The 13288-nt window shown below is 46.0% G+C and carries 9 protein-coding genes; 7 read left to right on the forward strand and 2 right to left on the reverse strand.

Annotated elements, in window-relative coordinates; translation table 11 throughout:
• Nucleotides 1-161: 161 nt before the first annotated feature.
• Nucleotides 162-785 (reverse strand): trimeric intracellular cation channel family protein, encoded by a 624-nt coding sequence (locus J4N40_RS04730; RefSeq protein ID WP_005380544.1) that lies wholly within the window; start codon nt 783-785, stop codon nt 162-164.
• A 332-nt stretch (nt 786-1117) separates the two neighbouring features.
• Between J4N40_RS04730 and J4N40_RS04735 the strand changes: the two genes are divergently transcribed.
• From J4N40_RS04735 to J4N40_RS04745, 3 genes are all read left to right on the forward strand, one after another.
• Nucleotides 1118-1648: an elongation factor P hydroxylase gene (locus tag J4N40_RS04735; RefSeq protein ID WP_005380546.1), complete on the forward strand. Its 531-nt coding sequence runs from the start codon at nt 1118-1120 to the stop codon at nt 1646-1648.
• Nucleotides 1649-1673: 25 nt separating this feature from the next.
• Nucleotides 1674-1937 (forward strand): YfcL family protein, encoded by a 264-nt coding sequence (locus tag J4N40_RS04740; protein WP_005380548.1) that lies wholly within the window; start codon nt 1674-1676, stop codon nt 1935-1937.
• 146 nt (nt 1938-2083) lie between these two features.
• A complete protein-coding gene (locus tag J4N40_RS04745; RefSeq protein WP_005380552.1) occupies nt 2084-2608 on the forward strand; it encodes an NADPH-dependent FMN reductase in 525 nt (174 codons plus the stop codon).
• A gap of 76 nt (nt 2609-2684) precedes the next feature.
• On the opposite strand, the gene mnmC is transcribed toward J4N40_RS04745, so the two are convergent.
• Nucleotides 2685-4703 (reverse strand): bifunctional tRNA (5-methylaminomethyl-2-thiouridine)(34)-methyltransferase MnmC2/FAD-dependent 5-carboxymethylaminomethyl-2-thiouridine(34) oxidoreductase MnmC1, encoded by a 2019-nt coding sequence (gene mnmC, locus J4N40_RS04750; RefSeq protein WP_053304162.1) that lies wholly within the window; start codon nt 4701-4703, stop codon nt 2685-2687.
• Between the two features lie 128 nt (nt 4704-4831).
• Here mnmC and fabB point away from each other — a divergent pair, with 128 nt between their 5' ends.
• From fabB to J4N40_RS04770, 4 genes are all read left to right on the forward strand, one after another.
• Nucleotides 4832-6043, forward strand: coding sequence for a beta-ketoacyl-ACP synthase I (gene fabB, locus J4N40_RS04755; RefSeq protein ID WP_005380557.1), 1212 nt, complete (start codon nt 4832-4834; stop codon nt 6041-6043).
• 340 nt (nt 6044-6383) lie between these two features.
• Entirely contained in the window at nt 6384-7517 is a 1134-nt protein-coding gene (locus J4N40_RS04760) for a 4-phosphoerythronate dehydrogenase (protein ID WP_005380560.1), read from the forward strand.
• Nucleotides 7514-8527 carry an aspartate-semialdehyde dehydrogenase gene (locus J4N40_RS04765; protein ID WP_005380562.1) on the forward strand — a complete coding sequence of 338 codons (1014 nt, stop codon included), beginning with the start codon at nt 7514-7516 and terminating at the stop codon, nt 8525-8527. Before J4N40_RS04760 ends, J4N40_RS04765 begins: the two co-directional genes overlap by 4 nt.
• Before the next feature lie 197 nt (nt 8528-8724).
• Nucleotides 8725-13164 carry a FimV/HubP family polar landmark protein gene (locus J4N40_RS04770; protein ID WP_250654387.1) on the forward strand — a complete coding sequence of 1480 codons (4440 nt, stop codon included), beginning with the start codon at nt 8725-8727 and terminating at the stop codon, nt 13162-13164.
• Nucleotides 13165-13288: the final 124 nt, after the last annotated feature.

Here is a 13288-nt window from a genome sequence, read left to right on the forward strand (position 1 = left end):
AGAGAAAGAAACATCTCTGACAACAGAGTGCTCGGATAATAGATCCTGAATCATGCTCCTTCGTCGCTGTTCAGGATGACTGAATATAAAATTATGCCACTCACTGAATCGCGGGTGGCACAATTTTATCAGGCAAACTTTTTTGTTTAAGTAGTTTTTGCTTAATGAATCGAGCCTTCGGTTTCCAAATGGAAAGAAGGCAGACGCCACTTAAAGCGCACTGCAGCCATACGCAGCATGTAACCAGTAACCAGTGTAATGATCGTGGCAGTGACATCGGGAACATTGAATTCTAATAGCGCTAAGTACATTCCTGATGCGATAAGAGCGACAGAAGCGTAAAGCTCTTCATGCAGTACCAATGGTGTTTGGCGACAGATTAAGTCACGAAGTAGCCCACCGAATACACCCGTTACTAACGCTGAAACCATACAAATACCAGGGTGCAAGCCCATGCCCATCGCAATTTTTGTTCCGATGATACTAAACACGATTAAACCTAATGCATCGAGGCGAATGAACAGACCTTTCAGCTTAATCACCCATTTCGCTAAACCTGTTGTTAGCACACCTGCAACACACGTAATTGCAAGGAACTCTGGGTTTTTTACCCAACCAAGAGGGTAGTGGCCTAATAGAATGTCACGTACGGTGCCACCACCAATGGCCGTTGCGCTGGCCACCAACATAACACCAAACCAGTCCATCTTTCTTCTACCAGCACTTAACGCACCTGTCATGGCTTCAGCCGTGATACCAATGATATACAACACACTTAGCAACATAGGGAAACACTCAACGTAAAAAGTCACTACGTTCTACGAGAATCAGCGTAGGCGAAGTAACAACACTTACAAACGGTTCTATCTCTCTTAAAAAGTGATTAAAACCAGCAACATGCTTGTAATCAAACGGCTTAAAAATAGCGGTTTGAACGGCATCAAAATAAGGCGAGAGTGTAGTGGTAAATAAGTACGCTGACGAATGAGAAATTGTATGGAGAAAGCGACCTTCAGATAAATTCAACTAATAACCAAAAATGTGGGGTTGCCTTTACCTCATAGCTAAAAACAGCGACAATATGCAGCGCATGTCAAACTGAAGTACAAACTCGACGATGACCCACGAATACCAAGACTTAATCACCATTTTTAATGACACCTTTTTAGAACAATTTAATACGAAATTAGAGTTAGGTGGTGATGAGCCTATTTATCTTCCTGCTGATGATGAACACCCTCATCATCGGATTATTTTTGCTCGGGGTTTTTACGCCTCTGCTTTACACGAGATTTCGCATTGGTGTGTGGCTGGTCCAGAGCGTCGTTTGCTGGAAGATTTTGGCTATTGGTATGAACCCGATGGGCGAACAGCAGAAGTTCAAGCGGAGTTTGAGAAAGTTGAAGTGCGACCTCAAGCTTATGAATGGATTCTGGCACAAAGCGCTGGCTTCCCTTTTACGGTGAGTTGTGACAATCTACACGGCGATTTTGAACCAGATAGGCTCGGCTTTATGAAAAAAGTGCATAAAGAAGTGCTAGGTATTTTGGACGTTGGCTTGCCTTTGCGAGTGAAAATGCTTTCTGATGCCCTGCGCGCATTTTATCAAACTAAGCCACTGGAAGCGTCGGACTTTTGCGTTAAATAACCACTAATAACCTCAGAGATACACCATGATTATTGAATTTGAAGAAAAACTACTGGAACTGATTGATGCTCGAATTGAAACAGCATCTGACGATGAATTGTTTGCTGGTGGTTATTTACGTGGTCACATCTCTTTATCCGCGGCGTCTTGTGAAGAAGAAGGGATTAGCGATATTACTGAGCTGAAGTCACGCATTGAGAGCAGCTTAGAAGATGCGCGTACCGAGTTAAGCCCGGCCGATCGCGTGATTGTCAGTGATTTGTGGCAAGAGCTCCAGGCTCAGGCTTAATCCCTAAGCAGCGTTCTCCCTTTATTTAATCCTAGTCATTTACTACTTCGAAAAATTCGAACCTCTCCATAAAATTTTTGTGGTTGTAGCGAAACAGTTCAACTTTTATTCTGATCAGCATAAAACGTGAACAAAGGATTACAACCATGAAAATTGTCGCATTTGGTGCATCTACCAGCTCTACCTCAATCAACAAACTACTTGCTACATACGCAGCAAACCAAGTCGAAGGCGCTCAAGTGAATGTTCTAGACTTAAACGATTATCAAGCGCCAATGTTTAGCGAGGACAAAGAGAAAGAAATAGGTCAAGCTGAAGGGGCTGTCGCGTTTTTACGTGACTTGGCGGAGGCTGACGCTCTCGTTGTTTCCTTCGCAGAGCACAACGGTTCGTACCCAGCGGCCTATAAAAACTTGTTCGATTGGGCGACGCGCATTGAGCGTAATGTATTTCAAAACAAACCTGTCGTTTATTTAGCAACTTCCCCAGGTCCCGGTGGTGCACAAAGTGTTCTTGCGGCGGCGACAGGTTCTGCTCAATTTTTTGGCGCGGATGTAAAGGCATCGTTATCGGTGCCGAGCTTCTACGAAAATTTTGACGTGGAATCGGGTAAGGTTGTAAACCCAGAAGTGGCAGAGCAAGTGAAACAGGCAGTTGCACTGCTGAAGTAATCTCAGTACGAGCGACTTAATGAGTTAGCGATTCCCGACACGTATCTGTGTCGGGAATTAAAACGAGAGAATACCCTTACAGCTCGGTAATGGCTTTGCCTTTTCTTAGTTTACGAACCCACATTCGACTTGGGTGAAGTTCGGTCAATACATCAACCGGTAATGGCAGCGGGTCCCCACAGATCTGGGAGGCCAACACTTCAGCTAATAATGGTGCAGAGCTCAGTCCACGAGATCCTAAACCTAAGAAGCAGAATAGGTTAGGGTACTGATGAATGGTTTCTACCTCTTCTTCTTTTTGATTTTGTAAGTTGGCGTATTGCGTTTTGATCGTCTCAAAGTCACCCACATTTCCGACAAATGGTAAGTGATCTCGGCTAACACAACGAATACCTTGGCGAGATTGATTACCAGTGATATCTACCTCTTTTGCCCATGTTTGATTCGGTACACATTTCACTAGCTTTTCCGCATTATCTTTTTGGGCGTTTTCATCAAATTCGTAGTCAAGGTGACTGCGGTCGTAGCTTGCACCGATACACAAGTGTTGATTACTTGGGTTAACAGGTGTCATGTAACCGTCGTAACACAACACCGTTTTCAGCTGACTCAGCGTTTCGGTTGCTGGCGCATGACTGACTTGTCCTTTCACTTGTCCCATTGGTAGGGAAGCGGTTTGACTCAATGTCTGGAACTCATGGCCGTTCGCAATCACAACCGTTGAGTGCTCAAATGTTTGACCACTCGCCGTTAGTAGCCAGAGCTGACGCTTTTCATCCCAATCTAATGCCTCAACATGGTGTTCAAACTTCGTTGAGAGTAACGACGTCTGCTCCAATTGTTTAATTAACCCACGAGTTAACTCGGCAGGGCACAGCCACCCTCCCATTGGGTAGTGCACAGATGCCATATCAATAGGTAACCCGATAGTGTTCGCAGTCTCCTCGGCGGACAGCTTGTGAATGAGCTCTGGTGTGAAGTTACCCGCAAGTATTTTCTCCAGTTTGTCTGTGGATTTGTCATCCCACATCAACTGAGTCACGCCACACCAGTCATGATCAAAATCGATCTCTTGTGCTGCTTGTTCAACAAACTGACGTGCGAACAAAAATGCAGGAGCAAACACTCGTGAAACACCCGTGTGCGGGCCATTAAGCAGTGGATAAACGGCTCCTTGTCGATTGCCTGAAGCTCCTTTGGCTGGTTGTTTGTCTTTACAGTAAAGGGTGACGTTTTGGCCACGACGAACTAACGTTTTCGCTAACGCCGCGCTGGCTATACCACCACCAATGATGGCTATCGAATCAAGATTGCTAGATGCTGTGCGATTGAACCAAGGGAGATGGTTCGACTGCTTTTCACGTTGCTCCATAGAGCCGGCGATCATTTCTCGTTTAGTGCCGAAACCTTTCACCTTTTTCATTGTAAAGCCAGCTTCGTTCAAACCACGACGTACAAAGCCTGCTGCGGTAAACGTGGCAACTGTACAATCTTGCTTGGCTAGCTTTGCCATGTTGTTGAACAGGCCTTGGTTCCACATCTCTGGGTTTTTGCTTGGCGCGAATCCATCTAAGAACCAAGCATCAATCAAACCTTGTTCGTTGTATGGGACTTGCGGCATGCAGTCTTTAATGTCACCAAACCAAAGGTCGAGTGTGATTGCACCGTCTTCTAAAACAATGCGATGACACTCCGGCACAGCGGCAGGATAGTGCTTTTGTAACTTTTCCGCGTACTCAGCTAGCTCAGGCCAAGCTTCATGCGCCTTCTTTAAATCGGCTTTGCTTAATGGGTATTTTTCAAAGCTAATAAAATGCAGCTCTTTCAATGTTGCGTCCGGATGCTGACGACGAAACTCACTAAACCACTGGCATACTGCTAAGAAGTTTAATCCCGTGCCAAATCCTGTTTCACCAATGACAAAACGTCTTTGGTCAAATTCCTGCCATCTTTCTGGGAGATGATTTTGTTTTAAGAAAACGTAGCGTGTCTCTTCAAGACCGTTTACGTTAGAGAAGTAAACATCATCAAATTGGTCTGAAACCGGAGTACCAGCTTCGTTCCAACCAAGTTCTGCGTTTTTTATTGAAGTCATAATGGTGCAAATTTGTGATTTGGCGCGGTAAGAATGGGGCGATTGTACGAATTTATGGGAAAGCTGACCACTTTTGTTGACTATCTTAGTTATCATCTAGCGGATTTTTGAATTATAGGAATGTCATAATGAAACGAGTCGTAATCACCGGTATGGGTATTGTTTCAAGTATCGGTAACAACGTCGAAGAAGTTCTAGCGTCTCTTAAAGCGGGCAAATCTGGCATCACTGCATCTGAGCAGTTCAAAGAACACGGTCTTCGTTCGCAAGTATGGGGTGACCTAAAAATCAACCCGGCGGAACACATCGACCGTAAGCAGATGCGCTTTATGGGTGATGCGGCTGCTTATGCATACCTATCAATGGAGCAGGCAATCGCAGACGCTGGTCTTACAGAAGAGCAGGTTTCAAACGATCGTACCGGTATCGTTGCAGGTTCTGGCGGTGCTTCTGCATACAATCAAACGGTAGCGACAGACACGATGCGCGCCAAAGGCGTAAAGCGAGTTGGTCCTTACATGGTTCCTCGTACTATGTCTTCTACTGTTTCTGCTTGTCTTGCTACGCCATTTAAGATTCGTGGCGTGAACTACTCAATGAGCTCTGCATGTGCAACATCTGCACACTGTATCGGCCATGCTATGGAGCTTATTCAACTAGGCAAACAAGATATTGTTTTTGCTGGTGGCGGCGAAGAGCTAGATTGGTCTCAAACTATGATGTTTGATGCGATGGGCGCACTGTCAACCAAATACAATGACACGCCAGACAAAGCATCTCGTACATACGATGCAGACCGTGACGGTTTTGTTATCTCGGGCGGCGGCGGCATGCTGGTTATTGAAGAACTAGAGCACGCACTGGCACGTGGTGCGAAAATCTACGGTGAAATCGTAGGTTACGGTGCGACATCAGATGGCTACGACATGGTAGCGCCATCAGGTGAAGGCGCAATTCGTTGTATGAAGATGGCGATGCAAGACGTTGATGGTGTGGATTACATCAACACGCACGGCACATCGACACCAGTTGGTGACGTGAAAGAGCTTGGTGCTATCCAACAATTGTTTGGTGAGAACAGCCCTGCAATCTCTGCAACAAAAGCAATGACTGGCCACGCACTCGGCGCAGCGGGCGTGCACGAAGCAATTTACTCAACACTTATGCTAGACAAAAACTTCATTGCTCCAAGCATCAATATTTCAAACTTGGACGAAGCAGCACAAGGTCTGGACATCGTGACAGAAGCACGTGATGCAGAGCTAACGACCGTAATGTCAAACAGCTTTGGCTTTGGCGGCACAAACGCAACTTTGGTTATTAAAAAGTACCAAGGTTAACTGAATTTGTTGGCGCCTTGCGAGAGTACTGTAAACGCCAACAATCCAGTTTCCAGAGCTTGATCAGTCACACTGATCGAACAGACGCAGACTCTATCCCATGGAGAGCGGGATAGGATCCTTTTGTTCTGGAACTTTGCCCGGCTATTTAGCCGGGCTTTTTCTTTTCTCTGTTTCTGCTTTTCTCTAGGCTTCCCGTCAATCGATTCTATAGGAGTTACCTCCTTGAGGTTTATTGGTGTTATATCTTGAGATTTTTCGGGAAAAGGGCACAATCGCTTTAGTTTCGCATCTTGCGAATAAACGAACTCTTACAAATGGATGTTAGAACGCTGGCGCTATGAAAATTATTGTTGATGAAAATATGCCGTATGCTGAAGAACTATTCAGCCAACTCGGTAACGTAATTCTAAAACCAGGTCGTACACTGACCGCCGATGATTTAGTGGATGTTGATGCCCTAATGATTCGCTCAGTCACCAAAGTGAATGCTGACCTGATCAGCAAAGCAAACAAGCTGAAGTTTGTTGGTACGGCCACGGCAGGCATGGATCATGTTGACCAAGCACTCTTAAAAGAGAAAGGCATTTTCTTCACTGCGGCGCCAGGGTGTAACAAAGTGGGTGTGGCGGAATACGCGTTCAGCGTGATGATGGTGCTCGCTCAGCAACAAGGTTTCTCGGTATTTGACAAGACGGTAGGTATTATTGGTGCAGGCCAAGTAGGTAGCTACCTAGAGAAATGTTTGAAAGGCATGGGTATTAAAGTTCTGATCAATGACCCATTCAAACAAGAGGCTGGTGATCCTCGTAGCTTTACTCCGCTGACAGAACTGATTGAAAGCTCAGACATCATTACACTACATACGCCAATCACCAAAGATGGCCCATACCCAACGCATCATTTGATTGATGAGAAGGTATTAAATGGTCTCCGCAGCGATCAAATTTTGATTAACGCGGCTCGAGGTCCCATCGTTGACAACGCTGCTTTGAAGCAACGTCTTTTGAAAAACGATGGCTTTACAGCGGCACTCGACGTATTTGAATTTGAACCAGAGGTTGATATGGAGCTTCTGCCTCTGCTAGCATTCGCAACCCCTCACGTTGCAGGCTACGGCTTGGAAGGGAAAGCTCGCGGTACAACGATGATTTTCAACAGCTACTGTGAGTTCTTAAATAACGAATTACGTGCGCATGCCAGCGATTTACTGCCAACCGCGCCTGTTCCTACTATGGTATTGGACAGAGCTTGGGACGAAGCAACACTGCATAACATCACGCAGTTAATCTATGATGTGCGTAGAGATGACGCTCTTTTCCGCCGTGAAATCAGTAAGCCAGGCGCTTTTGACCTGATGCGTAAAAACTACTGGGATCGCCGTGAATACAGCGCTGTCACGCTAGTGGGTAACAAAACATGTAACCTTGCTCCATTAGCAGAACTAGGTTTTCAGATTGAGGTAAGTCAATGAGCCAGCAATATAATGTTGCCATTTTAGGTGCGACCGGTGCGGTCGGTGAAACAATTTTGGATGTGCTTCAAGAGCGCAAATTCCCAGTAGGCGAAATCTTCCTACTCGCGAGTGAGCGCAGCGAAGGCAAGACTTACCGCTTCAATGGTAAAACGGTACGCGTTCAAAACGTAGAAGAGTTCGATTGGTCTCAAGCGCATATCGCACTGTTTTCTGCTGGTGGTGAGCTATCAGCCAAGTGGGCTCCAATTGCCGCTGATGAAGGCGTGATTGTTATCGACAACACATCACACTTCCGTTACGAGTACGACATTCCTCTTGTTGTGCCAGAAGTAAACCCAGAAGCGATTGCAGAGTTTCGTAACCGTAACATCATTGCGAACCCGAACTGTTCAACCATCCAAATGTTGGTGGCACTAAAACCAATTCACGATGCGGTGGGCATTGAGCGTATTAACGTATCAACCTACCAATCGGTATCTGGTGCAGGCAAAGCGGGTATTGATGAGCTAGCAGGTCAAACGGCGAAGCTGCTAAACGGTCTGCCTGCAGACAAGAAGCAATTCTCTCAACAGATCGCGTTTAACTGTATTCCACAAATCGATCAGATGATGGAAAACGGCTACACCAAAGAAGAAATGAAAATGGTGTGGGAAACACAGAAGATCTTTAACGATCCATCAATCACAGTTAATCCAACGTGTGTACGTGTTCCTGTATTTTACGGTCACGCAGAAGCACTTCACATTGAGACTCGTTCACCTATCGATGCACAAGAAGTCGTTAACTTGCTTGAGCAAACTGACGGTATCGAAGTGTTCCACGGTGAAGACTTCCCTACACAAGTTCGCGATGCGGGCGGTAAAGACCATGTAATGGTTGGCCGTATCCGTAACGATATCAGCCATCATAGTGGCGTAAATCTGTGGGTTGTTGCTGATAACGTGCGTAAAGGTGCGGCAACTAACGCGGTGCAAATCGCAGAAGTTCTGATCCGCGATTACTACTAAGTCGTTTACAGTTCATTTCAAAGCCTCGCACAGTGCGAGGCTTTTTTGTACGAACGAAACAAAATAGTGTGAGATTAGTACGAATATGGCGAGAGCCACACATTTTTTATTCTCAACGCTATAGTTTTGCATGCGATATCCGATATATTTAACCGATCACCATTTCAAATTGTATTTAGCACAAAACTGAGCCTTCTATGCGTCAAAATTATAAGCGTTTGTTAGCAGCCCTTGTGTTGATGAGCGCGACTCAGACATCATCAGTGGTTCAAGCCGAAGGAATTCGTCTTGTTGGACCGTCTGGTGAAGTGCAATCATCTCCGAGCTATGCTGAAGATATTGAGCGAGCATTACCTGCTCCTCCTGCGAATACTCAACCGTCACGTTTCTTTGGTCCGACTGGTGAAAATCAAACACTATGGTCGATCGCTTCAGAATTACGACCTTCACGCGGTGTTACCGTTCAACAAACGCTTCTTGCTATTTACCGAATTAACCCTCAAGCGTTTGAGAACCAAAACATTCATGAATTGATCCCAGGGAGTCGGCTACGAGTACCTTCTCTAGAGCAAGTGCAAAGCGCGACCACAGCGCAAGCTGTTGCGATTATGAAGGCGCATGAAGCTAAGTTAAAACAGCCGAAGCCGACAAATAGAGCGACGCCAGCACAACGAGTCACCGAGCAACCAAAGCCACAAATTAAAGTAGAACCCAAGCCTGCGACTAAGCCAGAGACAGTGGCAGCAACGGAGCCAAAACCAACTCCGAAAACAATACCCGTCATCCCTGCGCCACCAGTAACCACCTCTCCGCAGGGTGAAAAGCAGGTCAGTGCGCTAAAGGACAAACTTCAAGGCTCACAAAGTGAATTAGAGTCATTAGAAGAGAAGAACCATCGTCTTCGATTGATGCTGTCAGAAGTGCAAAGCGAAGTCGAAACTTTGAAAAGCGAGTTGAATGACGAAGAACGCATTCGCTCAGAAGTCGAGAAACTGCTTGCAGAAGAGCGCCAGCGCCTTGCTGAACAACAACGCATGCAACCAAGCACCATGGACAAAATTTTGTCTAATGGTTGGCTTGTTGGTCTTGCGGCATTAATTCCTGGTGCTTTGATTGCGTTGCTAGTTGTTATGCTTCTTGGTCGACGCTCTAAAGGGAAAGAGGAAGAAGTGGCTGCACAGGAACAGCAAAACGTTGATCCTCTTGTGGCGCCAATCGGTTTAGCGGCGGCGGATGAGCTTGATGAAGAGCTCACGCTTGATGATGAATTGTTTGCAGATGAAGATATCAACACACAGTCTTTACAAGAAGAGAAGTCAGATTTAGAAGAAGACGTCTTTGCTAACCTCGATGATGAAGAGCTTGATTTCAATCTGGAAGGGGACGATGACCCATTTGCAGATATTGGCGATGACGGTGACCTAGATGTTGGTCTGGATGAGTTTGAGTCATCGAACAATGGTATCCAAGTCAACGGCGAAGAAAAGGCGCTTGGTTTAGAAGAAATGGAGCGAGCCTTAGATGAGGTTGCTCCAGAACTAGAAGTGCTCGATGACGATGAGTCTGGCTTCGATCTTTCGGATGATACGAATGAGAAATCAGACTCGCTTTCAGACGATGCATTTGCCGAGTTACTTGCAGCCGATGAGCCGTCAGAAGAGTTACCAAGTGACACTGTCGACCAGGATATGCTTGATGACTTGTTTGCTGAACTTGGCAACGATGACTTCGATTTAGATACTGATGAGCCTGAGTTAAAACAGCCCGTTTCGGATGATGACTTTAGTGTAGGAGAGGCATCTGACGACGATATCGATAAGCTATTGGCCCAGTATGAACAACCGGCTAGTGAATCGGAAGTTCGAGAAGCTGACGCCAATGAAGGTCCTGTTCTAGATGAAAACAGTACAGAGCTACTCGATGAACTCATTGATTTTGATGAAGATGACACAGACGAGTTTGATCCACTAAACGAGCTAGAAGCAATCTCTGGTTTTGAAGGTGATGACTCGATCGAAGAGTTAGACGCAGATAGCACAGACTTACTGGATGAACTCATTGATGATGTTACCTCTGAACTTGATGAAGAGACTGAAGCTGATTTAGATCCGTTTGATGATCTGATTCGAGAGGACGAGAGCCCAGAGCAGAATAAATCGGAAGAGGAAGAGTTACTGAAATCACTTGGTTTTGGTGAGCCAGACGCCGACGAAAAGCCATCTTCCGTAGTTGAGTCAGAACAAACTCATGAAGATCAGGATATTGAGTCTGGATTGGACATCGACGCTTTATTAAGTGAAAGCCAACCAGACACGCAACAAGCTGCAAAAGAGCAACCATTAACCGAGCCAGAGGCTGCTTCAGAGCCATTTAGCAGCGATGAATTTCTTGGTGATTTAGAGGACCTCTCACCAGAGAATGATCCTTTAATGAGCGAGCTAGACGACCTATTTGAGTCAGACAGTGAAGAACTTCTGCCAACAGAACAAGAAAAAGCGGATTTTTCTGCTGAACTTGACGCTCTATTTGATAGTGAAGACGATTTACCGCAGCAAGTTGAAAAAACACAAACGGAGATAGAGGAAGCTTCATCACTACAACAAGAGGCTACCGATACTGATTCAACACAAGAACCATCCGTGGAGTCCGGTGCTGAGGTACAGCCTCACGTTGAGCAAGAGGAAGACATTCCAGCCTTCACGCCGACACCAAATACAATAGAGAATGAATTCGGTGTTCCACAAGAAGAAGATTGGCTACTGGATGAGCCTGAATTGGAGCCGGAAACTGAGTCGACCAACGATTCAGAAGAAGAATTCAATTTTGATGAGCTAGATCTTCCAGAATTCAGCGAAGAAGATGCTCTAGCATCTATGGCTGGCGAACCTGCGTTAGAAACGTCCGAGTCCGTTGAACCAGAACAAATTGAAGCCGACTTGCCAGCTGAGTCCGAAGAAGAGTTCAATTTTGACGAGCTGGATCTTCCTGAGTTTAGTGAAGAAGACGCATTGGCGTCCATGGCTGGCGAACCTGCGTTAGAAACGTCCGAGTCCGTTGAGCCAGAACAGGTTGAAGCAGACTTGCCAGCTGAATCAGAAGATGAATTCAATTTTGATGAGCTCGATTTGCCAGAGTTCAGTGAAGAAGATGCACTGGCGTCTATGGCTGGCGAACCTACGTTAGAAACGTCCGAGTCCGTTAAGCCAGAACAAGTTGAAGCCGACTTGCCAACTGAGTCCGAAGAAGAGTTCAATTTTGATGAGCTCGATTTGCCAGAGTTCAGTGAAGAAGATGCACTGGCGTCTATGGCTGGCGAACCTGCGTTAGAAACGTCCGAGTCCGTTAAGCCAGAACAAGTTGAAGCCGACTTGTCAGCTGAGTCCGAAGAAGAGTTCAATTTTGACGAGCTGGATCTTCCTGAGTTTAGTGAAGACGACGCATTGGCGTCTATGGCTGGCGAACCTGCGTTAGAAACGTCCGAGTCCGTTGAGCCAGAACAAGTTGAAGCCGACTTGCCAACTGAGTCCGAAGAAGAGTTCAATTTTGATGAGCTCGATTTGCCAGAGTTTAGTGAAGAAGATGCACTGGCGTCTATGGCTGGCGAACCTGCGTTAGAAACGTCCGAGTCCGTTGAGCCAGAACAGGTTGAAGCCGACTTGCCAGCTGAGTCCGAAGAAGAGTTCAATTTTGATGAGCTCGATTTGCCAGAGTTCAGCGAAGAAGATGCCTTGGCGTCGATGGAAGAAGAGCCAGAATTACCGAGCTCTGAGACTGCAGATATAGAACCAATCTCCGGTGAGGATGAAGAGTTAAGTTTTGACGACCAAGATCTTCCAGAGTTCAATGAGGAAGATGTTCTCGCGTCAATGAACGAGGGTGCGCCAGAGAGCCCTAAGGTTGAAGCAGAGACATCGAGACCAGCTATTCAAGCCGATAACGATCATGATGCTTTGTTTGAAGTATTTGCGCAGCAAAACGGCTTTGATACTGACCCAGAAGTGCAGCCAACAGCGACAGAGGGTGAGCCGCTCAGTAATTTGGATGATGAATCATCAATGGCTAACCTTCTTGCGGAAGACGCAAACTCAGAAGTATTTGAAGGTAAACTAGACAGTGACACCATCGCAAGTGCAGGTATGGATTTTGAAACCATGCTTGATGTTGGAGATGATTGGGATGGCTTTAAACCCGCTGCTGATAACGTAAGTTCTACTGAAGAAGTGCCTGAGGACCAGCGTGATGTTTGGAATTCGAGTGATGCACTAAGTCAGCCAGAGATCGCGCAAGAAAACTGGGCAGAGCAAAGCGACTTGGATGACTTCGACCCGAAGAAAAATCAATTTATGACGATTGATGAATTGATGGCTCAGGTCGACAGAGAAGGTGGTGAGTTCGAAGAAGAAGACCTTAAGCTCGATGTCGGATTGAACGAGTTTCCAGATGTTATCGGCGAGATCGGCGATATTGACGTAGATAACAATGCTGAAGCGGCTGGGAAACTGGATTTGGCTAAAATCTATCTCGAGATGAACGATTCTCAAGGGGCGATTAAACTACTAGAAGAGGCGATTGTTTACGGTGAGGATGATATTCGCCGCGAAGCAAAAAGCCTGATTGACGCCATTAATGGCCGATAAACCGAAACAAAAGGGTAGCGTTTGCTACCCTTTTTGTGTCCCGTTAGTAGGATGCTACCTTTATGTCACCCTTGGTGAAACTGGCAACTTGAGGTGACTTGAGTATATACTTCCCGCCCCATTT

This window comes from Vibrio sp. SCSIO 43097 (assembly GCF_023650755.1).
Classification (GTDB): Bacteria; Pseudomonadota; Gammaproteobacteria; order Enterobacterales; family Vibrionaceae; genus Vibrio; species Vibrio alginolyticus.